Origin of the sequence: Runella defluvii (genome assembly GCF_014195535.1) — a bacterium.
GTDB classification, from domain to species: domain Bacteria; phylum Bacteroidota; class Bacteroidia; order Cytophagales; family Spirosomataceae; genus Runella; species Runella defluvii.
Genome location: NZ_JACIBY010000007.1, coordinates 102,312 through 127,693, shown reverse-complemented (window position 1 = coordinate 127,693; position 25,382 = coordinate 102,312). Strand labels below are relative to the sequence as shown.

25 protein-coding genes are annotated in these 25,382 nt (G+C 43.5%); 18 read left to right on the top strand and 7 right to left on the bottom strand.

Going from position 1 to position 25,382, the window contains the following annotated elements:
- Positions 1 to 14 precede the first annotated feature (14 nt).
- Both FHS57_RS17565 and FHS57_RS17560 read left to right on the top strand, forming a co-directional pair.
- Positions 15 to 482 (top strand): redoxin domain-containing protein, encoded by a 468-nt coding sequence (locus tag FHS57_RS17565; RefSeq protein WP_183975948.1) that lies wholly within the window; start codon positions 15 to 17, stop codon positions 480 to 482.
- Between the two features lie 189 nt (positions 483 to 671).
- Positions 672 to 1,241, top strand: a complete 570-nt coding sequence (locus FHS57_RS17560) for a TetR/AcrR family transcriptional regulator (RefSeq protein WP_229601376.1) — start codon at positions 672 to 674, stop codon at positions 1,239 to 1,241.
- On the opposite strand, the gene FHS57_RS17555 is transcribed toward FHS57_RS17560, so the two are convergent.
- The gene (locus FHS57_RS17555) at positions 1,238 to 1,954 is read right to left on the bottom strand and encodes a hypothetical protein (protein WP_183975944.1); all 717 of its coding nucleotides are present in this window, start codon (positions 1,952 to 1,954) and stop codon (positions 1,238 to 1,240) included. The genes FHS57_RS17560 and FHS57_RS17555 overlap by 4 nt on opposite strands.
- Positions 1,955 to 2,284: 330 nt before the next feature.
- Between FHS57_RS17555 and FHS57_RS17550 the strand changes: the two genes are divergently transcribed.
- From FHS57_RS17550 to FHS57_RS17475, 16 genes are all read left to right on the top strand, one after another.
- On the top strand, positions 2,285 to 2,563 hold the full coding sequence (locus FHS57_RS17550) for a co-chaperone GroES (RefSeq protein ID WP_157607636.1): 279 nt from the start codon (positions 2,285 to 2,287) through the stop codon (positions 2,561 to 2,563).
- 107 nt (positions 2,564 to 2,670) lie between these two features.
- On the top strand, positions 2,671 to 4,311 hold the full coding sequence (gene groL / locus FHS57_RS17545; RefSeq protein ID WP_183975942.1) for a chaperonin GroEL: 1,641 nt from the start codon (positions 2,671 to 2,673) through the stop codon (positions 4,309 to 4,311).
- A gap of 343 nt (positions 4,312 to 4,654) precedes the next feature.
- The gene (gene lon / locus FHS57_RS17540; RefSeq protein ID WP_183975940.1) at positions 4,655 to 7,147 is read left to right on the top strand and encodes an endopeptidase La; all 2,493 of its coding nucleotides are present in this window, start codon (positions 4,655 to 4,657) and stop codon (positions 7,145 to 7,147) included.
- Positions 7,148 to 7,261: 114 nt separating this feature from the next.
- Positions 7,262 to 7,603 carry a gliding motility protein GldC gene (gldC, locus tag FHS57_RS17535; RefSeq protein ID WP_183975938.1) on the top strand — a complete coding sequence of 114 codons (342 nt, stop codon included), beginning with the start codon at positions 7,262 to 7,264 and terminating at the stop codon, positions 7,601 to 7,603.
- 32 nt (positions 7,604 to 7,635) lie between these two features.
- The gene (gene argC / locus FHS57_RS17530) at positions 7,636 to 8,613 is read left to right on the top strand and encodes an N-acetyl-gamma-glutamyl-phosphate reductase (RefSeq protein ID WP_183975936.1); all 978 of its coding nucleotides are present in this window, start codon (positions 7,636 to 7,638) and stop codon (positions 8,611 to 8,613) included.
- A 248-nt stretch (positions 8,614 to 8,861) separates the two neighbouring features.
- Positions 8,862 to 10,559, top strand: coding sequence for an OstA-like protein (locus FHS57_RS17525; RefSeq protein ID WP_183975933.1), 1,698 nt, complete (start codon positions 8,862 to 8,864; stop codon positions 10,557 to 10,559).
- Positions 10,560 to 10,723: 164 nt separating this feature from the next.
- Complete coding sequence (locus FHS57_RS17520) at positions 10,724 to 11,347, top strand: T9SS type A sorting domain-containing protein (RefSeq protein WP_183975932.1); 624 nt, start codon at positions 10,724 to 10,726, stop codon at positions 11,345 to 11,347.
- 85 nt (positions 11,348 to 11,432) lie between these two features.
- Positions 11,433 to 12,353, top strand: a complete 921-nt coding sequence (locus tag FHS57_RS17515) for an outer membrane protein assembly factor BamD (protein ID WP_183975930.1) — start codon at positions 11,433 to 11,435, stop codon at positions 12,351 to 12,353.
- A 23-nt stretch (positions 12,354 to 12,376) separates the two neighbouring features.
- Positions 12,377 to 12,691, top strand: a complete 315-nt coding sequence (locus FHS57_RS17510) for a DNA-directed RNA polymerase subunit omega (protein ID WP_028524748.1) — start codon at positions 12,377 to 12,379, stop codon at positions 12,689 to 12,691.
- 82 nt (positions 12,692 to 12,773) lie between these two features.
- Positions 12,774 to 13,982: a bifunctional phosphopantothenoylcysteine decarboxylase/phosphopantothenate--cysteine ligase CoaBC gene (gene coaBC / locus FHS57_RS17505; RefSeq protein ID WP_183975928.1), complete on the top strand. Its 1,209-nt coding sequence runs from the start codon at positions 12,774 to 12,776 to the stop codon at positions 13,980 to 13,982.
- A 52-nt stretch (positions 13,983 to 14,034) separates the two neighbouring features.
- A complete protein-coding gene (gene porD / locus FHS57_RS17500) occupies positions 14,035 to 14,967 on the top strand; it encodes a type IX secretion system protein PorD (RefSeq protein WP_183975926.1) in 933 nt (310 codons plus the stop codon).
- Positions 14,967 to 15,194 carry a hypothetical protein gene (locus tag FHS57_RS17495; RefSeq protein ID WP_183975924.1) on the top strand — a complete coding sequence of 76 codons (228 nt, stop codon included), beginning with the start codon at positions 14,967 to 14,969 and terminating at the stop codon, positions 15,192 to 15,194. The genes porD and FHS57_RS17495 overlap by 1 nt, the downstream gene beginning before the upstream one ends.
- A gap of 77 nt (positions 15,195 to 15,271) precedes the next feature.
- Positions 15,272 to 16,948, top strand: coding sequence for a DNA repair protein RecN (gene recN, locus FHS57_RS17490; protein WP_183975922.1), 1,677 nt, complete (start codon positions 15,272 to 15,274; stop codon positions 16,946 to 16,948).
- Between the two features lie 62 nt (positions 16,949 to 17,010).
- Complete coding sequence (locus tag FHS57_RS17485; protein WP_183975920.1) at positions 17,011 to 17,442, top strand: hypothetical protein; 432 nt, start codon at positions 17,011 to 17,013, stop codon at positions 17,440 to 17,442.
- Complete coding sequence (locus tag FHS57_RS17480) at positions 17,439 to 18,083, top strand: SCO family protein (RefSeq protein ID WP_183975918.1); 645 nt, start codon at positions 17,439 to 17,441, stop codon at positions 18,081 to 18,083. The genes FHS57_RS17485 and FHS57_RS17480 overlap by 4 nt, the downstream gene beginning before the upstream one ends.
- Positions 18,070 to 18,504: a c-type cytochrome gene (locus FHS57_RS17475; protein WP_229601375.1), complete on the top strand. Its 435-nt coding sequence runs from the start codon at positions 18,070 to 18,072 to the stop codon at positions 18,502 to 18,504. The genes FHS57_RS17480 and FHS57_RS17475 overlap by 14 nt, the downstream gene beginning before the upstream one ends.
- Before the next feature lie 32 nt (positions 18,505 to 18,536).
- On the opposite strand, the gene FHS57_RS17470 is transcribed toward FHS57_RS17475, so the two are convergent.
- The 6 genes from FHS57_RS17470 to FHS57_RS17445 form a co-directional block, all read right to left on the bottom strand.
- Positions 18,537 to 19,307 carry a MerR family transcriptional regulator gene (locus FHS57_RS17470; RefSeq protein WP_183975916.1) on the bottom strand — a complete coding sequence of 257 codons (771 nt, stop codon included), beginning with the start codon at positions 19,305 to 19,307 and terminating at the stop codon, positions 18,537 to 18,539.
- Between the two features lie 68 nt (positions 19,308 to 19,375).
- Positions 19,376 to 20,695 carry a Gfo/Idh/MocA family protein gene (locus tag FHS57_RS17465; RefSeq protein ID WP_183975914.1) on the bottom strand — a complete coding sequence of 440 codons (1,320 nt, stop codon included), beginning with the start codon at positions 20,693 to 20,695 and terminating at the stop codon, positions 19,376 to 19,378.
- A gap of 37 nt (positions 20,696 to 20,732) precedes the next feature.
- Positions 20,733 to 22,439, bottom strand: a complete 1,707-nt coding sequence (locus FHS57_RS17460) for a hypothetical protein (protein WP_183975912.1) — start codon at positions 22,437 to 22,439, stop codon at positions 20,733 to 20,735.
- A gap of 88 nt (positions 22,440 to 22,527) precedes the next feature.
- Positions 22,528 to 23,085: an LPS export ABC transporter periplasmic protein LptC gene (lptC, locus tag FHS57_RS17455; RefSeq protein WP_229600075.1), complete on the bottom strand. Its 558-nt coding sequence runs from the start codon at positions 23,083 to 23,085 to the stop codon at positions 22,528 to 22,530.
- A 272-nt stretch (positions 23,086 to 23,357) separates the two neighbouring features.
- A complete protein-coding gene (gene bamG, locus FHS57_RS17450) occupies positions 23,358 to 24,626 on the bottom strand; it encodes a BamG family beta-barrel-assembly machinery protein (RefSeq protein WP_183975910.1) in 1,269 nt (422 codons plus the stop codon).
- Complete coding sequence (locus FHS57_RS17445; RefSeq protein WP_183975908.1) at positions 24,619 to 25,377, bottom strand: type III pantothenate kinase; 759 nt, start codon at positions 25,375 to 25,377, stop codon at positions 24,619 to 24,621. The genes bamG and FHS57_RS17445 overlap by 8 nt, the downstream gene beginning before the upstream one ends.
- Between the last annotated feature and the right edge of the window lie 5 nt (positions 25,378 to 25,382).

Sequence of the window (25,382 nt, the reverse complement as noted above, 5' to 3'; positions counted from 1 at the left end):
AAAAATATATCACCATGTCATTACAAAAAGGCGACAAAGCTCCCGATTTCAAACTTTTCAATACCGAGAAAAAAGAGGTTTCTCTCGAAGATTTTAAAGGTAAAAACCTCATTATCCATTTTTTCCCATTGGCTTTCACGGGGGTTTGTACTACCCAACTCTGCACCATGCGCGACAACATTGAGTACTACACACGCCTTAATGCAGAAGTTTTAGGGGTGTCTATTGACTCCATTTTTAGCTTGGGCAAATTCCGTTCTGAGCAAAATTACACTTTCGATTTGTTGTCTGATTTCAACAAAAAAATGATTCAAGACTACGGTGTTTTCTGCGAAAATTTTGTTTTTGGCATGAATGGCGTCGCAAAACGCGCTGCTTTTGTCATCGACAAGGACGGCATCATCCAATACACCGAAGTCCTCGAAAGTGCGGGTAATTTGCCTGACTTCGGTGCCATCAAAGCCACGCTCGAATCGCTTTAATCGCGACTATATTCGACATATTAAGCCTCGTAATCAAGCCATTACGAGGCTTTTTTTATGCCCATTGATTTGGATTTCCATTCCCGAAGTTATTAATTGTAGAATATTTAACACTGTAAAGTGTTACAACTGCAAAAATTCTAATAGAAATCTAAGGTCAAAATGGGCATTGTGGAACGTCGTGAGCGCATGAAAAAGCAATTACGCGCTGATATTTTAAAAACCGCTAGGGACATTGCGCGTGAAGAAAGTTGGGCGGCAGTCTCTATCCGTAAAATCGCCGATGTGATTGAATACAGCCCACCGATGCTCTACGAATATTTCGACAACAAGGATAAAATTTTAGAAACCATCCGCAACGATGGCTTTGCGGCACTGCACGAAGAATTGCAAAAATTAAAGACCCTGTACCGAAGTCCCGAAAAACTACTGACGGAGTTTGCCCAAATCCAGTGGCGCTTTGCCATAGAACAAACGGAGGTGTTTCAGGTCATGTTTAACATAGACGGCGCCAACTGTCTTTCAAAACAAGTCTATCAAGCAGAATTTGCCAAACTCAACACCCATCCCGTTTGGGAAGCACTGGCCCAAATCCGCCCGAGGTCTGCGGATGCGGTTTCCAAGACTTTTTACGAGTGGTGGTGCTTGACGTACGGCTTCCTGCTCATTTCGATTGTCACGCAGCCTCGTCCGCAACTTCCCAACCTCGAACCTATTTTTATGGAATCAGTCCGACGGTTTGTAAGAGGGCTTAGTTAGGCCGATTTTTCTGGCTGGCAAACCACCCGATACACCATTTGTTTGGCCAAAGGCAAAAGCGTTTCCTGCACGGGGTAATCAATGGGCGATTCGACCAAATAAGTGGCAGGATTGGGCAATTCGCGGCGCTTTTGAATAAGGGTTAACTTGAGGTTTTCAAAGGTGTTTGCCACGTTCTTTGGCACCGACTCAATGTACTTCGTTTTGATAGTCTGCTCCTCACTGCTCTCAAACAAACGTACGTTGTACTGAAAAATATCGGTTGCTTTCTGGGTTGTTCGGTAAATAAACAGATACCCTTCTTTCAAATACAAGGGCATGATACCTACGGGGGTAAATACCAATTTCGAGGCAATGTCTTCGGATTGGTCTTGTCCGCGTGTCAGCGTTTTCTGAAAAAGTGGCAGAGAATAGTCTAAAATGCTGTCAATTTCGGTCATTTCTTCACTCTGTGCCACTTGTTCATACAAAAATTCCATTTTTTGTACATCTACCCCCACAATACGCTTTCGGAAAGAGGCTAAAAATTGCTTTTTTGACTGCCTCAACTGCGCCGAAAGTTTAAAATGTTTTTCAACCTCGGGCAAATACGGATACAGTTTATGCTCATCAAACTGCGAATTAACTCCCTGTAAATAAGCCTTTAACACGTATTTTTTATACTCAAAGTCTATCAATCCTTCCGTGAGCCAGTTATGATTCAATTTTCTCATGTCTTAAAACTTTCAGTGGTTGAAAACATTCGGAAACCTGTGCATATCAAGGGGAAAAATGGTCTTTGCATCTTATCTACCACCTCTTCCTTCGACTGTCCCAAATTACAAAAAAAAGCAGCACAACCAAATAATATCAAAGGTATTTTTACGAATCCCCAATGATTATTTTGATAATGTCAGACTTTCCCATGTCTTTACTACAAAAACTGAAAAAATGTCAGACTATAATTCAATTTTTGAGCTGGCATAGAAAATGAGTTAAAAAGAGACGACAAAACTTAGTACTAAGTTCCAATAGTTGTAAAACCATCAAAACCCCTGATAATCATGTCAGAAGTAAAAGTTAAACCATTAGCTGATCGCGTTCTAGTGCAAACTGCACCTGCCGAAGAAAAAACTGCATTTGGTATCATCATTCCAGACACTGCAAAAGAAAAACCACAACGTGGTACTGTAGTAGCAGTAGGCCCAGGTAAAAAAGACGAGCCCCTAACAGTAAAAGTAGGAGATACTATTTTGTACGGTAAATATGCGGGCACTGAAATCGCCGTTGAAGGCCAAGAGTACCTCATCATGCGCGAATCTGACATTTTCGCTATTATCTAAATCAATGCAAATGTGGCAATTTGATAATTTGGTACTATATATCAGCCCAGTTTTCAGTTGCTCTATTTTCAAATTTCCAAATTCCATAATTTTCAAATTTAAAAAAAATGGCAAAGAAAATATTCTTCGATACAGAAGCACGCGACAAAATCAAAAAAGGTGTTGATACGCTTGCAAATGCAGTAAAAGTAACCCTCGGACCTAAAGGCCGTAACGTTATCATCGACAAAAAATTCGGTTCACCAGCTATCACTAAAGACGGTGTAACAGTAGCGAAAGAAATCGAATTGAAAGATGCGATGGAAAACATGGGTGCTCAACTCGTGAAAGAAGTTGCTTCTAAAACTGCTGATGCAGCGGGTGACGGAACAACAACTGCGACCGTATTGGCACAAGCGATTTATGCTATCGGTTCTAAAAACGTAGCTGCTGGTGCAAACCCAATGGATTTGAAGCGTGGTATCGACAAAGCTGTTTTGGCCGTAACTGCCAACCTTGCTGCTCAAGCGCAAACAGTAGGCGACGACTTCAGCAAAATCGCTCAAGTTGCTACTATCTCAGCTAACCATGACGAAGAAATCGGTAACATGATTGCTGACGCCATGAAAAAAGTAGGTACTGAAGGCGTAATCACAGTTGAAGAAGCTCGCGGTACTGAAACGGAAGTAAAAACAGTAGAAGGTATGCAGTTTGACCGTGGTTATTTGTCACCATATTTCGTGACAAACGCGGAAAAAATGGAAGCCGAATTGGAGAAACCTTTCATCTTGATTTCTGAGAAGAAAGTATCTTCAATGAAAGAATTGTTGCCTGTATTGGAAGGTGTTGCTCAAACTGGCCGTCCATTGTTGATCATCGCTGAAGACGTAGATGGCGAAGCGCTTGCAACATTGGTAGTAAACAAAATCCGTGGTGCCTTGAAAGTGTGTGCGGTAAAAGCGCCAGGTTTTGGCGACCGTCGTAAAGCCATGTTGGAAGACATCGCAATCTTGACGGGTGGTACTGTTATCGCCGAAGAGCGTGGTTTCAAATTGGAAAACGCTGACCTTTCTTACCTAGGCCACTGCGAAAAAATCATCATCGACAAAGATAACTCAACGATTGTGAACGGTTCGGGTGACCAAGAGCAAATCAAGGCCCGTGTTAACCAAATTAAATCACAAATCGAAAATACAACTTCTGACTACGATCGCGAAAAATTGCAAGAGCGTTTGGCGAAATTGTCAGGTGGCGTAGCTATCCTTTATATCGGTGCGGCTACGGAAGTTGAAATGAAAGAAAAGAAAGACCGCGTAGATGACGCCCTTCACGCAACTCGCGCTGCGGTTGAAGAAGGTATCGTAACTGGTGGTGGTGTTGCGCTTATCCGTGCAATCTCTGCGTTGGATGCCGTTCAAGGTGCTAACGACGACGAAGTAACGGGTATCAACATCATTCGTCAAGCGTTGGAGTCTCCACTTCGTACCATCGTTGCCAACGCAGGTGGCGAAGGTTCGGTGGTAATCAACCGTATCAAAGACGAAAAAGGCGGTTTTGGATATAACGCCAAAAACGACACTTACGAAGATCTTTTCGCAGCAGGTATCATCGACCCTAAGAAAGTAACTCGTTTGGCACTTGAAAACGCTGCGTCTATCGCAGGTTTGTTGTTGACAACTGAGTGTATGATTGCTGACGAACCAGAAGAAAGCGCTGGCGCAGGTGCAGGTGCTCATGGTCACGGTGGTGGCATGGGTGGCATGATGTAATCAGGAGCTTCCTCATAGTAGCGTACAACGAAAGCCCTCGGACTTCCGGGGGCTTTTATTTCGACCAATACTTACGCACAGTTAATTGTATTGGTTAACGTTAACAGACTTTTACTTACGCCTGAAAACATTTAAGTAGTTTTGTGGAAAAAATACTCAGTATTAGTACTTGCTTAAGTAGTTAGAATAACAAAATTTTTCACTTTGCACCAATACATTTTTATTAGTTTCCGTCTAACAAACAATTGATTTCATTTCTCCTGCCCTTAGCATAGCTAAAAAATCGTTAAAATTTTGTTATTTTAAGTTTTTAAATAAGCACTGTCAAAATGACAGCCCAATCATGAAAATTGACCCAAACGAACTATATACTCGACTCATGTTGGCGGAATCAGACATTGATAACCTCGAAATACTTCCCCTTGGAGGTCCAGAAGGCGACGATGAGCCGATTGAAATGCCCGATGAACTAGCCATTCTTCCCCTTAGGAATACCGTTTTGTTCCCTGGCATGGTCATCCCTGTGACAGTCGGACGCCAAAAATCCATTCGTTTGGTTAAAAAGGCGTACAAAGGCGACCGAATTATTGGGGTAATTGCCCAAAAAAATCAGGATAAAGCCGAACCCGTTAGTACTGATTTGTACGACATTGGGACGATGGGCTACATCATCAAAATGATTACCCTTCCCGATGGTAACACCACAATTATTTTACAAGGACGCCAACGTTTTAGGGTTAGTGATTACGTTCGCGAAGAACCTTATATGATTGCCAAAGTATCTCCCATCGAAGATTACTTTCCCAATCAAAACAAAAAAGAGTCCAAAGCCCTCATTCAGTCGCTCCGCGACTCCGCTCATAGAATTCTTCGTCTCAATCCAGATATTCCTCAAGAAGCGCGTATCGCTTTGGACAACATAGAAAGTCCAACGTTTTTGACCCACTTCTTGTCGTCAAATCTCAATGCCGAAGTAGCCGAAAAACAAGACTTGCTTGAAAAAGCTACCATCTCCGAACAAGCCGTCAAGTTGCTTGAGCTGATGATGCGTGAGATTCAAATGCTCGAACTAAAACGCGACATTCAGTCGAAGGCTAGTTCGGACATTGACCAACAACAACGCGACTATTTCTTGCGTCAGCAAATCAAAGTATTGCAAGATGAGCTAGGCATGGAAACTCCCGAACGCGAGCTAGAAGACATCCGTTTTCGTGCCTCAAAGAAAAAATGGCCAGAAAATGCCAAAAAACACTTTGACAAAGAGGCACAAAAGCTCCAGCGTATCAATCCAATGGCACCTGATTACCCCGTGACACTCAACTACCTCGAATTGATGGTTGATTTGCCATGGGGCGAATATACAAAAGACAATTTTGACTTAAAGAGAGCACAAAAAATCCTTGATGCTGACCACTTTGGCCTAGAAAAAGTCAAAGAGCGTATCATCGAATACCTTGCCGTTCTTAAACTTAAAAATAGCCTCAAAGCGCCTATTTTGTGTTTGTACGGCCCTCCAGGGGTAGGAAAAACGTCGTTAGGAAAATCAGTCGCCAAAGCCCTCGGACGTAAGTACATCCGTATGGCCTTGGGTGGTTTGCACGACGAAGCCGAAATCCGTGGGCACCGTAAAACATACATCGGGGCAATGCCAGGCAAAATCATCCAAAATATCAAAAAATCGGGTTCTTCTAACCCCGTTTTTATCTTGGACGAAATAGACAAAGTGAGCTCTAATTTCCGTGGCGACCCTGCTTCAGCTTTGCTTGAAGTGCTCGACCCTGAACAAAACAACGCCTTCAACGACAACTACTTAGAGGTAGAATATGATTTGTCGCGGGTGATGTTTGTTGCCACTGCTAACTCTTTGGAAAGCATTCATCCCGCCCTACGCGACCGCATGGAAATCATTGAGTTGACGGGCTATACGGTAGAAGAAAAATTGCAGATTGCCAAAAAATACCTTGTTCCAAAACAACGCAAAGACCATGGTTTAGACAACAAATCGTTTTCGGTTGACGACAAGGCATTGGTAAAAGTAATCGAAAACTATACCCGTGAATCGGGAGTACGTAACCTCGAACAAAAAATTGGCACGCTCGTTCGTAAGATTGCCAAGTCGATTGCGCTTGAAGAAGAATACCCAAAAACAATCAAGGCCGAGCACATTGAAAAATGGTTAGGTGCCGAAATATTTGACAAAGATTCTTACCAAGGCAATGACACCGCAGGTATCGTGACGGGCTTAGCGTGGACGTCGGTTGGGGGCGAAATCTTGTTTATTGAATCAAGTTTGAGCCGAGGAAAAGGAGGATTAACCCTTTCTGGGCAGCTCGGGGATGTCATGAAAGAATCGGCCGTTACGGCGCTTTCTTACCTCAAAGCCCATTCGGACGACTTGGCCATCGACTACCGTATTTTCCATAATTACGACCTTCACATCCACATTCCTGCGGGAGCGGTGCCAAAAGATGGCCCTTCGGCGGGTATCACGATGCTGACGTCAATTGCGTCGATTTTCACCCAACGTCGCATTATGCCACATTTGGCTATGACAGGCGAAATCACCCTTCGTGGCAAAGTATTGCCCGTGGGAGGTATCAAAGAAAAAATATTGGCCGCTGGCCGCGCGGGCATCAAAGACATTATTATGTGTTCAAAAAACCGCAAAGATGTCGAAGAGATCAATGCTAGTTACATCAAAAACCTGACGTTCCATTACGTGGATACGGTTCAAGATGTATTAGCGATTGCTTTGTTGCCTGAGAAAGTCAAAAATCCAATGCAGTTTATTTTGCCCGAAGAAAAAAAGGAAAGTACCTCCTTATCGGTCAATTAAAGGAATCTAAATGAACGTTTTTGCGTTCCCAAAGGTGTTGGTAGGCAACTATCAACACCTTTTCTTTACCAATTTTACGTAATTTTACGCCCCCAAAATAAGTTCATCCTCCGCATGTCACAAAAAGAAATTAGGTTCACCATTGAACAAGACGCTGAAAGAATCCCAGAAAAAATATATTGGGAGGCAACCGACAACCCCAACGAAGGGTTAGAAGAAACCAAAGCCATTGCAGTAGGTGTGTGGGATCAATTCCACAAAGGAACGTTGTTCATTCCGCTTTGGACCAAAGAAATGGAAGTGTTTGAAATGAAACGTTTTTGCATCGAAATGCTTGGCTGTGTAGCTGATACGTTACGCAATGCCACTGGCGATGAAATCATGGCTGCTCAAATCGACGAAGTAGGCTTGGCCCTTACGAAACGGCTCCAAAAGGAAATGCAAGCAGCGAAGTAATGTTCGATGAAGTTCAAACTCACCATCCACCAATGATACAAATAGGAATCGTCGGGGCGGCAGGCTATACAGGCGGCGAACTGCTCCGTATTTTAGTCAATCACCCCCACGCAGATATTCGCTGGGCACATTCTAAAAGCCAAGCGGGCAAGCCCGTTTATGCTACCCATACCGATTTATTGGGCGACACCGAATTGACTTTTTCGGGCGAAGACATTGCCAGTTTGCTCCAACTTGAAGGGCTAAATGTCATTTTTCTTTGTTCGGGGCACAACGAATCGAAAAAGTTTTTGACAGAATATGCCGTTCCAGCAACGGTCAAAATCATTGACCTCAGTACCGACTTTCGTGACCAGTCCAATGGCTTTGTCTATGGTTTGCCTGAGCTTCAGCGGGAACAAATCAAAACGGCGACCAAAATCGCTAACCCAGGTTGTTTTGCAACAAGTATCGAGCTTGCCTTGCTCCCACTGGCAGCGGCAGGGTTGCTTACGAACGACATCCACGTAAGCGCCATCACGGGCTCTACAGGCGCTGGGCAGTCGTTGAGTGCTACCACCCACTTTTCGTGGCGTAACAACAACATTTCGATTTACAAAGCCTTTACGCACCAACACCTCAAAGAAATCAAAATGAGCTTGGCGAGTTTGCAAGAAGGTTTTGACAAAGAAGTCAATTTTATTCCTTACCGTGGCGATTTTACCCGTGGTATCATGGCCAATGTTTACACACATTTTACAGGTACATTGGACGAAGCCGTTGCACTTTATCAATCGTTTTATGCCTCGCATCCGTTTACGCACGTAACGACCCAAGACATTGATTTGAAGCAAGTAGTGAATACCAACAAGTGTTTGATTCAACTGCAAAAACACGACAATAACCTGCTGATAACGAGCGAAATAGACAACCTTACCAAAGGAGCATCAGGACAAGCAGTCCAAAACATGAACCTTCTCTTTGGCCTTTCCGAAGACGCAGGTTTACGTTTGAAAGCCCCCTCGTTTTAACCATCAGATTAAGAGTTTTCGAAGCCAACAGTCGAAGTGCAGAACAGACTGTTGGCTTTCTTGTTTTCGTTAATGTATGTTAAGAATGGAAGGCCAAACCGTTTTTAGTTAATTTTGCACATTCTCTAATTCAGTACATTAAACTGACCAGTTTTTCGCGGCCCATGATTTTTTCAAATAATCGTTTATTTCATTGCAACCCTCAAGGGCTTTTGTGCGTATTACGAGTAAAACACCTCGTAGTTCTCATGGGTTTACTTTTTACCTTACAAACCAACGCCCAACGCCCAACCCCAGCGGTTGCAGGTGAAGAGAAGGTATTTTTATTAGGTGCCGATAGCATTACCATTAGTAAACTTCCCGACGGGAGCGAAATCCGTCGAGTAACTGGCAAAGTAACTTTCCAACACAAAGGGGCTATCATGCACTGTAATTTGGCCATTCACAATGTGTTATCAAATGCACTTGAAGCCTACGGTAATGTAAAAATTGTACAGGGTGATACGGTAACAGTCACGGGAGATACCTTGTTTTACTACGGCAATAGCCGTTTGGCAAAAGTTTCGGGGAAAACAGTAACGCTTAAAGACCAAAAACGTACGCTTACCTCCAATCGAATTGAATATGACATGGCAAGCGGCATTGCGTTTTATCCCAACCGTGGAAAAACAGTAGATGCCGAAAATACGTTAACAAGCAAGCAGGGGTATTACGACACCAGAACAAAAATCTCGACCTATTACCGAGACGTGAAGCTGGTCAACAAAAAATATACCCTCACTACCGATACACTTGTTTATAACTCGCTAACAAAAATTGCCGACTTTAGGAGTTTGACAAAAGTTGTGAGCAAAGACGGAACAGTTGTTGCTAAAAATGGTTCTTATAACACCGAGACAGGCGCGTCGATTTTCCGAACAAGAACCACCATCAACAACCCTGACTATACCCTCACTGGCGACTCATTAACGTTTGATAACCTCAACAAACGGGGATTTGCCAAAGGCAAAGTAGAATTAGTCGCCAAAAACGACGAAACCATTTTGAATGGGGATTTTGGGCAATACGATGGAAAACTTGGTAAGTCGAAGGTATGGGGACACGCCCTTACGCGCACCGTTATCTCTAAAGATACGTTGTTTATGACCGCCGACACGCTGTATTCCATTGAAATTAAGTCTGACTCGCTTACACAAAAATCAAAGCGGCAGAACCTAAGACAAAAAAACGTTGAAAGTGACTCGACAAACGAACAAAAACCGCGGCAATTGATTGGTTATAAAAATGTTTTGTTGTACAAAAGAGATCTACAAAGCAAGTGTGACTCTTTGATTTACAATTCATTAGACTCAAATATCACTTTTTTAAAGAAGCCAATAATTTGGTCTAAACAATACCAAATGGAGGCCGACTCCATCATTGCACAACTAGTAGATCAAAAGCTGAGAACGATGTATTTGAAGGCAAAATCGTTTGTCATTGCTCGGGATACATTGCTTAATTTTAACCAAGTCAAGGGCAGGCGAATTACGGCTTCTTTTGATGACAGTACTCGATTACAAAAAGTGTTTGTAGAGGGCAACGGGGAAAGTGTCTATTTTGTAGCCGACGACGCCATGAAGCCCATGGGGATGAACCGCGTAGAGTGCGCCAAAATGACCCTCAATTTCAAACAAAATCAAGTAAAGCGAATACAATTTGTTGGACAGCCCGAAGGGCGGTTTATTCCACCACAAAACATAAAAGGTGACGAAAAACAACTAGAAGGCTTTAGCTGGAGAGACAAAGAAAAACCAACAAAAGAAGAAATTTTTTCTAGGGCTAACTTTAAACCTAATCCGCCCACGGTTGTCAAAGCGGTAGAAAAAGCCCCCGAAAAACCCAAGACAACAGTAAACAAAGGCGGGGTAAAACCGAAAGTCAAAGCAAAGTCAAAAAAACTTTAGAAAAGAGTGAAACTTTTTTACGTTTTTTCGTCGTATATATTGTACAACCGCAAAATAATTTTTAACAACATTTTAAGTTCCATTTTTTGATTTTCAATTAATTTCAATATATTTTTGTCCAACCATTAGAGCCGACACTATGCTCATTTCGTCCAAGATCAGCTATGAAGAAAACTATACTTACATATACATTGCTCACTTGCTTCAGTTTACTGACGCTTAGTAATGTATTCGCCCAAACCGATGCCAATCGAAACAAAAGCCGATTGAATATTGGTAAAAAGCCCGCAGAAAGCACTGCGGCAACTTTAACGAAGATTCCAAGTTCGCTCGATAGAAGTATCAAGTTACGCCCAAGTGCGGCTATTAATGCCTATTATCGTTCGGTAATGCTTAATACACCCACAACAACTGGCAGCGCAACTGTTAATAAAAACCGTACAACCAAGGAGTCTGCCAGCTTTATCGCGACCGATTCACGCCCTTCACTTGATGAAACGAAGTCGGAAGATTTGCTTTTTTTGAGTGATAAAATCCGTGTTTTAAATGCGTATCCTAATCCTGCCAATGATTATACCGAAATTGATTATCAAATTTCAGGATTAACAGGGCCAGCTAAAATTACGCTCTTTAACGTGATTGGTAACAGTGTGGCAGAGTACGAATTAGACAAAAACGACCGTCAGCTTCGTATCTCAACTCGCGAAATGCCAACGGGCGTTTATTTTTACCGCTTGCTCCTCGAAGGAAAAGCAACTGCAACAAAAAAATTATTGATTCGCCATTAGTATCGAATTCTATACAAAAGCATACTTTTATAGCTTTATATTTCGTTGGGAGATATAAAGCTATTTTTGTATTTTTGTGCCTGCTATGCGTAAGACCCTATTCGGATATACACTGCTCTTCTTGACTACCCTCGTTTTGGGTTCGTGCAGTAAGTTTTCAAAACTTCAAAAAGAAGGAACCCTCGAACAAAAATACGAGGCCGCTCTCCAATATTATAAAAAGGCGGATTATTATCATGCTGGTCTTCTTTTTGAAGAAATCACTCCCCTTCTCAATGGGAAAGATGCTAGACAAGCTGAACTTGCTCAGTTTTACAATGCGTATTGTAATTTTAAGCAAGCCAATTATAACATGTCTCAGTTTTTGTTCAAAAACTTTTATGAGACATTCCAACGAAGCGAATACGCCCAAGAGTCGTTGTACATGCACGCTTACTCGCTCTACAAAGATTCTCCAAACTTCAACCTAGACCAAACCAGTACATTGACGGCAATTGCGGCCCTTCAGGATTTTATTAATACTTACCCTGAAAGTGCTTTTCGTGAAGAATGTACGGGGCTTATCCTAGAGCTTCGGGATAAATTGGAGAAGAAAGCCTACGAAAAAGCAAAGCTTTACTACCAAACAAGTGAAGCCAATATCGCGAACTTCCGTTCGGCAGTTGTGACAATCAACAATTACCAAAAAGAATTTCCAGATTCTAAATACAACGAAGAACTTTCTTACCTGCGGGTTGATGCTCAGTACAAACTTGCCAAATTGAGTTTTGCTGAAAAACAAAAGGAACGCTACCAAGATGTAAACAAATACTACCTTGCTTTCCTGGATAAATATCCCAAAAGTAAGTTTGTACGTCAGGCCGAACGCTTCTACGAAAGTACCCAAAAGGAATTAGCGACGATTTTAGACGCAGAGAAAGCCGCTAAGGAGGCTGCCAAAGAGGCCGCTCCGTCCAACACTGGAAAGCTCTCAACTCCGTCGTCAACGACACCACAAAACAAGTAATTCATCTGTAACAATTAATATATATGGCAGCTTCACCTTCTATCATAACACGCGACTCCGATAAACTTGCCGCCAAAACTGGCAACTTGTACGAGTCGGTATCAATTATTTCTCGTCGTGCGCGTCAGATTGCTTCTAAAACAAAAGAAGAACTCAACAACAAATTGGCTGAGTTTGCATCTGGCATCGACAACCTTGAAGAAGTGTTTGAAAACCGTGAGCAAATCGAAATCTCTAAGTTTTATGAGCGTCAGCCAAAACCTACGAGCATCGCCATCGAAGAGTTCATGGAAGATAAGTTGTACTGGCGTGCAAACGACGAAGACGACGCTAAATAACAAACATCTGAAAAATACGTAGTAAAAAGCCGCACCAATCCTTAGATTTGTGCGGCTTTCTTTGTTTTTCTCAACAGCCTCTATGTCTATCTTACAAAACAAAAAAATTATCGTTGGGGTTACGGGCAGCATCGCTGCTTACAAAAGTGCCCTGCTTGTTCGGTTACTGATTAAAGCAGGCGCTGAAGTCCAAGTAATCATGACCAAAGCCGCCCAATCATTCATCACGCCCCTTACTTTGGCCACGTTATCCAAACGGCCTGCGCTGAGTGAGTTTGTACAAAATGAAGCAGGCGAATGGAATAACCACGTCGATTTAGGACTTTGGGCCGACGCCGTAGTTGTTGCCCCCGCTACGGCACACACCCTTTCAAAATGCGCCACTGGGCTGTGCGACGACCTGCTAACAGCCGTTTATTTATCGGCACGTTGTCCCGTTTTTTTCGCCCCAGCCATGGATTTAGATATGTATCAGCATGGTTCTACTCAAAAGAACCTAGAAACCCTGCAAGCGTTTGGCAACCATCTTATCCAAGCCGAACATGGTGAGTTGGCCAGTGGGCTTGTTGGTACTGGCAGAATGGCCGAGCCAGAACATATCATCACTGCTCTTGAAAAGCATTTTTCGGTACAGCCCGTTTTAAAGGCAAAAAAAGTACTTATTACTGCAGGCCCTACCCAAGAACCCATTGATCCCGTACGCTACATTAGCAACCATTCAACGGGAAAAATGGGGTATTCGATTGCTCAAGCGTTTGCATTTGCGGGAGCTGATGTCACTTTGGTGAGTGGCCCCACCAATCAAACCTTAGACGATTCATCTATCAATGTCATTAAGGTGAAATCGGCACAAGAAATGTACGAAGCAACGGCTGGTCAGTTTCCCGCTGCCGATATTATCATTTTGTCTGCTGCGGTTGCAGATTACACACCTGCCCAGCCTGCGGACAGGAAAATCAAGAAAAAGGAAACTCATTTTTCGATTGAACTAACCAAAACCGTTGACATTGCGGCTACGCTTGGTCGTCAAAAAAAGTCTCATCAACTTATGGTTGGTTTTGCCTTAGAAACCGACAACGAATTTGAAAATGCACTTGGCAAATTAGCCTCCAAAAACCTTGACCTGATTGTACTCAACTCCCTCAACGACAAAGGAGCGGGCTTTGCATACGATACCAATAAAATAACCGTTATTGAATCAGACGCCACCGTGCATCAATTTGAGCTAAAGTCTAAAAATGAAGTAGCCCAGGATATTTTAGCACTTGTGGTATCAAAATTGTTGTCCTAATTTAGTACTCGAAATTTCAGTGATTCAACTATTGATGATAGCCTTTATGAATATGATTAAGAAATATAGCTGGTTGTTTTTGGTTGCTTTATGCGCCTTTATACCTCCCCAATCAGCAGAAGCGCAAGAACTTAACTGCACTGTAACGCTTAATTTCAATCAACTTGTTTCTCAGCAAAACACCGACAACAGCAACCTCAATCAGCTTCGTTCGGTGATTGCGGATTTTATCAATGCCCGCCGCTGGACCAACGACAACTACAACCCAGAGGAACGCATTAACTGTAAAATCAACATCAACCTTGTTCGCTCACCCGCCCAAGGGATTTATGAAGGCACCGCCCAAGTGGTAGCAACCCGCCCCGTGTATGGCACTAATTACGAAAGTGTTATTTTAAATTTCATTGATCGTAATTTTAATTTTAGCTACCTACCAAGCAACCCAATGTACTATAATGAAAACACCTACAGTGATGAATTAACCCAGACATTGGCATTTTATGCGTACCTAATTTTAGCCGTTGACTATGATTCTTTTAGTAAACTTGGCGGGAATCCTTACCTACAAAAAGCCCTACAAACGGCAAACCTAGCGGCGGGAGTTAGCCCCGCAGGCGCACCCGCAGGCTGGAACTCTACAGGAGGTGACCGACGAAATCGGTATTGGTTAATCGATAATTTTAATAATCAAATCATGCTTCCTGTTCGTGAATCTATGTACGCTTATCATCGAACAGGGTTGGATAAATTTACCGAAAACCCCATTGCCGCTCGTCAACAAGTGATGAACCTGTTGAATGCCGTCCAACAAGCAAGCAAAGGAATGCCAGGCGCAGTGTATATCAACACGCTCTTCGATGCCAAAGGTGAAGAAATTTACAAAATCATGGCAGAAGCTAGTAAAGAAGACCGACAGAAAGCATTTGCAATTCTTTCACAACTCGACCCTGCCAAAACCGAAATGTACCGTAAATTGATGCGCTAATGAGCAAACGATTGGTTAAAATTTCGCTGAATGATCTGCCCGCTCACGCCAATGAGCTTATCGGGAAAACGGTCAATGTTGTTTTAAAAAGCAATCAAACATTTTATGGGCAATGTGAACGCATCGAAAACGCCTTCTTTGTTTTACGGGATTTCCGAAAACATGCTCATCAACTGGCTTTTACGCAAATCGAATCGGTAATTTATGACAAATCAGCTACTTTTTGAGTAGTTCCAAACCCAAAGGCATTCCTTTTTGTTGAATAGTTGACTAACTTCGCGGCGGTTCAACCGAGATATGCTGTATGCTTGCTCATTTGCTGATTAAAAATTACGCCTTAATTGAACATCTGGAACTGACTCCTGATTCTCAACTCAATATTATTACGGGGGAAACAGGAGCAGGAAAATCAATCATGTTGGGTGCCATTGGTTTATTGCTCGGTAGCCGTGCTGATACCAAAGTGCTGTACAACCCTTCCTTAAAATGTGTCATTGAAGGTACTTTCGACTTAAATGGGTACTTTATTGAGCATCTGTTTGAAGAAGAAGAGCTTGATTTTTCGACCACTTGCCTCGTTCGACGGGAAATAAGCCCGTCGGGAAAGTCGCGGGCATTTATCAACGATACCCCTGTCAACCTAGAAACGCTCCGCCGAATTACGGGGCAATTGATGGACATTCATTCGCAACATGATACTTTACTGTTGGGCTCGAATGAGTTTCAGTTGCAAATCGTTGACACCTACGCCCAAAACGAATCCATCCTTCGTCAGTACCACACGGATTATCAGGCGTACCGTAAAGCAACGCAAGTCCTCGAACGGCTCAAATCGGAAGCAGCACAGCTTCGTAAAGAGTCTGATTACAATCAATTTTTGTTTGATGAGTTGGACAAAGCCCAGCTTCAAGCCGAAGAACAAGAGCAATTGGAGCAAGAATTAACCATTCTTGAAAATGCAGCCGACGTAAAAGAGCGCCTTCAATTGGCCAACGATTACCTCGATAATCCCGAACAATCGGCCCTTTCTCTGCTCAAAAACGCCGTTAGTAGCCTCAATTCCATCAGTAAGTTTGCGCCTCAATACGAACAACTTCGCGAACGGACGCAAAGTGCGTACATTGAGCTAAAAGACTTGGCTTCTGAAATTAGTGACGAACAAGATAACGTTGAAATTGACGATGCGCGCGCCGAAGATGTACGTGAACGCCTGAATCTGTTTTATCATCTTCAGCAAAAACACCAAGTAAAAACCTTGGCGGAACTCATCGCGATTCGGGACGAATTGGAGGTAAAAGTAAGCCGCGTTCTCAACCTTGACGAAGACATTGCAAAAGCCCATACGGCTGTGGAGAAGACCAAGGCAAAGCTCCAAAAAAGTGCCGATAAACTTTCTAATTCGCGTAAAGTGGCCATTGCACCCGTTGAAAAAGAAGTAAAAAAATACTTGCTTGATCTCGGTATGCCGAATGCCACGTTGCACATCCAACAGACTCTCATCGAGCCGACTGAAGATGGCATCGACGATGTTGACTTCTTGTTCAGTGCCAACAAAGGTATTAAACCACAACAACTCAAGAACGTGGCATCGGGAGGGGAATTTTCACGTTTGATGATGGTTATCAAGTATATTTTAGCCACCAAACGCAAACTCCCTACCATTATTTTTGACGAAATTGACACGGGTGTTTCGGGCGAAATTGCCATTAAAATGGGTCAAATGATGAATGATATTGCCCAAAATCACCAAGTGATTGCTATTTCACATTTGCACCAAATCGCGACTTACGGCCATGCCCATTATTTTGTCTATAAAGATAATTCTGCCGAAAAAACCGTCAGCCGAATCAAAAAATTAACCTTTGAGGAACGCGTACAAGAAATTGCTCAGATGATTGGGGGACTAAAACCAAGCGAAGCCATCGTTCAAAATGCGCGCGAAATGCTCCAAACGCAAGTAACTCAACGCCAAAAAGGCTAGATTGATTTTATTCTAACCGACTTTGAGATTCATACAATTTTATTCATTAAACCAACTGAAAAATGAAAATAAAACTTATTGCAGTGTGTTGCGTAGCTCTTATGACTTCTTGTGGGCAAGATAAGGCCGCCGTTGAAAACGCTGAAAAAGAAGTATTTGCGGTTCATGACGAAATCATGCCCCAAATGTCGCAACTGATGGAATACAAAAATGGCCTGTCAATCGAAATCACCAAATTGGATAGCCTCCTGAAAATCAAGTCAAACGATAGCCTTCAAAAACGTAAAGACGAAGCCTTGGCCATCAGCACTACGCTCCAAGAAGCCGATAAAGGGATGATGGATTGGATGCACGATTACCGTGGCGATTCGCTCAAAGCCTTAGGCAGCGAAGAAGCCATCAAAGCCATGAGTGCCGAAAAAACAAAAATCAACACTGTCCGCGACAAAATGCGCGAAGGAATGGACAAAGCCAAGACCTTCTTAGGAAAATGAACAAATTAATCATAGTACTAGCCTTGTTCTCGCTTTGGAGTTGTGGGGGGTCGTCCGAACGTTTACCAATTTTGGGGGAACGCGACACAGTGAAAAAAATGGTGGATGGGAAAGAAGTCGTTGATACGGTTTACCATACCATCCCCGATTTTAAATTTGTCAACCAAGAAGGCGATACCGTTAGCGCTCAAAATTTCAACGACAAAATTTACGTAGCAGATTTCTTTTTTACCACCTGCCCCACCATTTGCCCCGTCATGAAAAAGCAAATGAAGAAGGTGTATGAAAAATTTAAAGGAGAAAATGAAGTAGCCATTTTGTCGCACACCATTGACCCTGACCACGATACACCCGCAGTTTTGAAAGAATATGCCAAGGATTTGGGCGTATCTGGCACCCAATGGATGTTTGTGACGGGGCCACGGGAAAAAATTTACGAAATCGGGGAAAAACAGTACTTGGTCGTGGCAGGCGCCGATTCGACTGCGCCAGGTGGGTATATTCACAGTGGCGCGTTTGTGTTGGTTGACAAACAAAAACGCGTGAGAGGCATGTACAACGGTACCGACGAAGCGGGCACGCAACGCTTAATTGCTGACATTGAGCGCCTTCGTAAAGAGTACAAAGATGAAAAACAATAGCATTGATATGAAATTGAGTCTTCTATTGGCTAGTTTTCTTGTGGTTTTGATACTCGCGTGCCAAGGCGGAAGCGCCATAAAGCACGAGCAATACGTAGCCGAAGGATTTACGTTGTTTCAAACGCATTGTGCCAATTGCCACCAACGCGACGGGAAAGGATTGGAAAACCTCTACCCCGCCCTCGCTACCAACTACCTCAAAGACAAGAATCAGGTAATTTGCTGGATTAAAAATGGGGTTCATCAACCCATGACCGTCAACGGTAAAAGCTATAATCGAGCTATGCCTGCAAACCCTGATTTAAAAGAGTTAGAAATTGCCGAAATTATGACCTATGTCTATGCTACTTGGGGAAAAGAAACGGAAATTACGACCGTAGAAACCGTCCAAGCGGCTTTAGAAAAATGTCCTCCAAAATAAGAAAAACGGCGGGGTTCCCGCCGTTTTTTGTTTTATACCAGTTTCGTTTCTGCAAAATAGGCCATCGCTTTTTGCATGAATAGCGCAAAAATAGGATTGGGTTGACCATCTATTTGAGTGAAACGCTCATCGTTGACGTACAAATCTCCTAATCCTTTATACGCCTCTGCTTGTGGGTCAGTCGAACCTGATGTTCCCCAGAACTTACGAATTACTTCATAGTGTCGGGCAATTTGACGCTGAACGACTTCACTCGTCGGGTCGTTGCCCGTCATGGAAGCCAGTCCACTGCTAATTTCTAAACTTTCCCTTTTTAGCGCCTCAAAATCCGTTTTGGTCAACGACCGCAACGATTTTTCGGCTATTTCTACGGCTTCAGTGCCATACGCACCGATGGCTTCCTTTCGATAGGCGTCGGCAGTTTCTTGCGACAATCCTTCGTACAATTCTTCGTGCTTCAACATAATACCTTCTTTTAGATTAAACATTGTTTTGTCAATCGTCAAAAGCAATGTCTCAATTCGGCTTTGTTTGGCTTCAAGGGCTTTTTTGTGGTTTCCCAACGCAGTAAGTAAATCGAAACCAGGTGCATCAAGAATCTGCCCAATTTCTTGCAATGGGAAATCCAGTTCTTTGTAAAAAAGAATTTGCTGCAAGCGCAACAGCTCATTTTCGCCATACATCCGATACTTGGCCTCCGTACGGATGGCTGGTTTTAAAAGCCCAATTTCATCGTACAGGTGGAGCGTGCGCACGCTCACACCTGCCAATTTTGCCAATTTTTTAACCGAATAACGTATCATACTGCCTTCATTTTGACTGACTGTACAAATGTAGGCTATCACGTAAGGTAAGAGTCAAGTAAAATTTTCTATATTTTTATTCCCCACTCAGCTCGCATCGAACGCCCCAAAAGTTCGTTGGCTTCTTTGTCGTTTTTAAACTGCTCTTTTTTAGGATTCCATTGCAAAGGGCGCTTCAATTCGTAAGCGATGTTACCCAAGTTACAAACCGAAGAAGTGCGATGACCAATTTCAACGTCACATATCGGCTTGCTACGTTTGCGCATGGCATCCAAGAAATCTTTGTAGTGGTTTTCGCTCTTGTAAACGTGTTTTTCGGTGTCGCCAATCACTTTGTCTTTGAGCGATGCAGGGGTTGTTTCTAGTTTTTTACGCTGAACTTTTATTTCGCCTTCCGTTCCCACAAAATGAATCGCATTGCTCCAATCCCATTTTTCGTGGGTCATCGTAATTCCATTTGCGTAGCGGTAGGTTAAAAACGGGTGATCTTTTCCATCGGGAGCAATTATTTCTACGGGGCCGCTGTTGTCCATGTCCAACGCCCACTGCACAATATCAAACATGTGAGCACCCCAGTCGGTCACCATGCCTCCGCCAAACTCCTTGTAGTTTCTCCAGTTGGGGAAAACATCCTTAGAAATGGGAGGGGCCAATTCTGAATTAAACGCCACGGGGCTGTTTGGCCCTAGCCACTTGTCCCAATCCAAGCCTTCAGGAATGGTTTCAGCCGACAAATCATACGATTTCGGTGGTGGCCCTACGTTTACTTTGATACTTTTAATTTCACCAATGTACCCATTACGCACCAATTCGGCGGTTTGACGAAACTCTGGCCATGAGCGTTGCATGCTTCCCGTCTGGAACACTCGGTTGTATTTGCGGGCGGCATTCACCATCGCACGTCCTTCCCGTATGGTCAAGGCGAGGGGTTTTTCACAATAAATATCTTTTCCTGCTTCCGCCGCTTTCACCGACATGGCTGCGTGCCAGTGGTCGGGCGTCGCAATCACCACGGCGTCGATGTCTTTACGGGCCAACAACTCCCGAAAATCGACATAGACAGGGATATCCGAATAAGCGCCCAACTGGGTGTTTTTTTCATAATGCGCCTTAATTCGATCAAGGGTTAGCTGGGCTTTTGCTTTATATACTTCGCTCAAAGCCACAATCCGTGCTTCGTTGGTATTCAAAAACGACGTCGTAAGCCCACGTCCTTGTTTGCCTGTTCCAATAAAACCCAACGAAATGACATCACTCGGCGCAATGTATTTGGTGCCATCGGGGCGAGTTCCTCCCAAAACAAAACGTGGCACTATCGTAAAACCCGCCAAAACGGAAGCAGCCTTGCCCACAAACTCCCTCCTCGAAACGGTTGATTCTTTTTTCATTCGGTGTAAGCGTTTAGTATGATAGAAATTACTTCAATTATCCTAACCTAAGGGTATGCGTAAATGGGGTGAAACCTGTCAAATAAACCGTTGGGGCTTCCACTGGCGGCAGTGCCCCGCGAAGTACAACGCCTTTGTGTTCCGCTCGCCCTTTTCCAAAACGAATGACGTCGCCGTTCAACGTGTAAGTTCCTTGCTCTCCTTCCAACAAATACGCATTTGCACGTTTGGCATACGGCACAACCCCCGACAATTCCCCTCCTGCCCTGAAAATCAATTCCAACGACACAGGTACACCCTCCGTTCCCGTCAGTTCCACCCGAACCTCCAGGCCACCCGCTACTTCTTTAATACGTACTGTCGATGTCAGCTTTTGTACCTCGCTTTGGGGTCTATCAGCCCGTGGCATTTTGTCCCAATCTCCGTCGGGGGCAATTTTATCTGCCGCAATTGGCTGGTAATAAGGCCCATCCAACGTTTGAGTCATCACCCAAGTATCCCCTTCTTGCTCAATTTTTTCGGTTTGGAATTGGCCTTTTCCAAAAAAAGAAGCCGCTACTCGCATCGCCTGAAGCACCGAATTTCCTTTGTGGAAGGTCAACCAAGCGGCATTTTTTGCCAAAATGGTTGCATCCCAATTCTCCCGACGAATCCGCACTACGCCCGAATACGGAAAGGCTTTGGCATAACTCGTAGGCAGGGGTTTACTAACGGGAAGTTCGTCCCAAAGGCTTGGGTCTTCAAGAAAATAGTCCAAATAACCCGCCAACTGGGCTTTCGTGCTGGTTTGTTCAATCTGGCGACACATGGCTGCCATCAGCCCATCTTTGTCGTGCAAAGCCATATAACGGTAACAATAATAGTAACGCGACATATTCCCAATCGTCCCTTTATCTTGCCGATTTGAGGCTTCTGTTACTACTTCACCGTTTGGATGAACAAAGTAGGTTGTCATCACTAAATTGCGGCGAACAGGCTCCAACAACTCAGGTTTACGCAGCCCTTTCGCCATAATAATCAACGACCGATTGACAATGGGCGAATACGTATTTGTGCTCTTTTCGTTGTACTGTCCATCGGGGTCGATGTCGATGTGTTCGGCCAACCATTGGTCAATCCGTTTTACATAACGAACATCTGGAAAAAGTTCGTTGAGTTTGGTCAATGCCGCCGAAACCACCCAGCGGTGATTGGGCGTATGGATACCTCCAACAATCAACGCTTCTCCCGCATTTTTCAAGAATGTTGTGACCAGCTCAATGGATTTTTCACGGCCCTTGAGCGACATTTTTTTCAAATATCGGTACGTAGGTACCATGTTTTCCAATACGAAGGCGGTATCGGGCGTCGAGTGAAAATTCGTAGAAAGTAAATCAATCGTACCATCCGAATGCTGCATTTTCAACATACACTGTGCGGCGGCTTCTATCTCTTTTAAAAGCGCTGGCGATTGATAATGCTTGGATTCTGGACAAGACATCAGCATAGATGCCGTTATGAGAAAACCGCATGTGGTGTGCGGATTGGGAATGTCGGTATCGTCTTTGTAGCCTCCCGCATACACATGGTTGGCGTCAGAGACTTTTAAAGCACGGTAGTTCGCAATTGACTCATCGTAAATTTTAATCCATTCAACGAGCCAAGCGGGTTTATCGGCCGTTTGAGTCGTAGTAGAACCAAAAGTAACCAAAGGCAAAGCTGCCAAAGCTGTTGCCCCATTTTGAATAAAAATTCGTCTTTTCATTTGAGAAACGGAGGGATGGAATTACATAGAAAAAGCGAGGAAAGTCTAATTTTTCCTCGCTTGTCTTCAATATTCTTTCTCAAATGGATTAATTCGGCGTCATTCCCGCTGGAGCGTTGAAAAAGCCCGTGGGTCGGCGAATACTGTATTGGGTAAAATCTTGGTTTGCATCTAACCCAATTCCTTTTAATTGCTCCCCTGACAGTTGATTTTCGACCGTGACAGGTTTTTCGGTATATATCTTTTTGGTATTCGGATTCCACGTAAGCTCATCGGTTAGCAATCGCTCTTGCTTCACGGTATTGACCACTTTTACGTTTCCAATGACGCGATACATACCCGTTCGGGAATCGTACCTACCCGAGTCTGACACAAGGGTTGTAAGCACCTGACCGTTTGGCCCGAAAAAGTCCACAAAAATTTGTTTTGGAAAAATTTTATCGTCTAACCCTGACTTGATTTGTTTGGCAGTTTTTACCCGCACTTTCAGCAAACCTTCTTCGCTGTAAAGTACTTCTATCTTTTCTGCTTCTTCGAGGGGACCTTTGTAGGGAATAAACTTGGTTGCTTTTTTTTCTTCTTGGCAAGCCATCCCAAAAGTGAGAAGTAATATAAAACAAATAGGAGATAAAAGTTTATCTCCCATTTGCATCTTTGCAGATGTTGTATTAACCCACCTTAACATCTTGGCGGTAAAATTAGCCTTTTTTGAAAGACTTTCCAAAAGCAATTGTTTTTTTATCAGATTTTTTTTCATTTTTTTTAGCACAGATTTGTATGCAAGCATACGAATATACTGATAATAAAGCGTTTATGCCTGAAAAAATATTTTCATTTTACCCCTCATTTTTAATTTTTTTTCAAAACTCGAAACGATAGGCGAAAAAAAATGCTCTTCGGAAAGAGCATTGAATGTTGTTAATCGACTTTGAATTTTTGGAACCAAGTATCTTTCAGTGAGAATCCAATCACAAAGCGGGCGTATCGTTCTCGGAAAGCTTGGGAAGAAATGCTACCCCGCTGCCCTCCCACAACCGAAAGGTTAATCAAGTTCACAAAATTACGTCCTACTGGCAGAGACACCCCCAGAGAAACACTCATGTCGTCGATAGGTTTGGTGCCAATAACCACAGGAGTTTGATTAAAGGTGAAACCAGCACGGTAAAACACCAAATCCATGTATTTCGTTGAATTGAATTTAGGCATGTACTCTATTCCAAAATGATAACTTTGACCATTTCTCATGTTTTCATTGGTACCTCCTACTCCTACAAAATTGGCCCAGTTTTGACGCTCATAGTCGGCCGAAACCGTCAAGCGGTATAAATACTCGTAGCTGATACCCACCCGCCAAGCAGAAGGCATGGTTACTTTTAGATCCGTCTGAGCGATTGTATCGGGGTTTGTCACAGGCGAGTTGCTGCTACTTTGCACCTCAATTGTGGTATTACGAATGGCTGATGCAGTTGAGCCTAGTTTGTAGGTTGCGCCAAAGTTGAGATAGTGGTCTTTTTTCAATTTTTGTTTCCAAGCCAAACCACCCTTAAAATTCAAATCTTTCATATTAATACGGTCGTCGCGGCTAACGATGTAGTCGCGGCTATCGCCAATACGCACTTGCGAAGTAACGCTCTTGTTGTAGTTCCCAAACAAGTAAAAAGCATCTACCCCCAAACTCAGGTTTTTTGTAATCTGAACCCCATTAGAGAAGTTGATTTGGTTGAGTCCGCCTTTTCCTGCATAAACATACTGAGCTTCATAAATAGAAGTACCAATACGCGCATACGAGTTTTGTTGGTAATTGATAAAACTATACGGCTTGAGACTTATCCCAACCGACCATTTTGGTGCCACAGGAAATGACAAGGCCAAGTAGCTGATGTTTCCGCCAAAATCGCGTTGCGCTTCTCTAGCATCACGGAGTCCTTTATACTGCCCTACCACCCCTACGTCAAACATGGTAAAGCGGTTTGTTACCAAAAGAGCAGGATTGAGCGAATTGATATACAACGGGTTTGCAGTAGCCACGCCAGCGTCCCCCATTCCATTGTTAGGAGCATAGCCAGGGCTCATTAACTCGCCTGCTCCGATGGCAGAATAAGGAGCATTACCTAACCCTTGCGCTATTACATTTGATTGAATAAATAAAACCCCTACGACCCAACTCCACTGGAAAAGCTTACGCATTTTGTAAATTGATATTATATTGTAAAATTCGATTTAAACCCGTTAAAACTACATTTGGTGCCGCAAAGATGCGATTTTTGAGGCTATTTTCAAACAAAGGTGCGTCACCTCCGCACAAAAGCACCTGACATTCACCTCGTTCGGAACGATAGCGTTCGATAAACCCTTGCATTTCGGCCAAAAGGCCATTAAATGCGCCGCTTTCCATGGCTGTGCGGGTGCTTTTTCCCACTAAACTTGGTACCTGAAAGTCGGTTGAGTTGATTTCTATCAAAGGCAACCTTTTAGTAAACGCGTTCATGGCCTGAAATCGCATACGAAAGCCAGGAGAAATTATTCCTCCTTCAAAAACGCCCGTTGCACTTACCCAATCATAGGTAACACACGTACCCATGTCAATGACCAAACAATGGTCGTTGGGAAAAAGCACTTTGGCTCCCACTGCCGCTGCCACGCGGTCGGCTCCAAGGGTGTTAGGGGTGTCGTAATTCTTTTCGATAGGCAACGCCAACGTGGGGGTCAACTGAAACGAAGTTACGCCAAATTCACGCAGTAAGTCGGTGTATTTTGTGGTATCTTGGCTTGTTGATGAAAATATTGCATACGCTGGCGGATTGGCACGAAGGTGCGTCTCCAGCGTATCTATGGGGATTTTTGACACCGTTTCCGTCAACTTCTCGCCCTCAAACCACCCAATTTTGGCGAAGGTATTCCCGACATCAACGGCTGCATTGCGTTTGGTCTTACCCATGATGC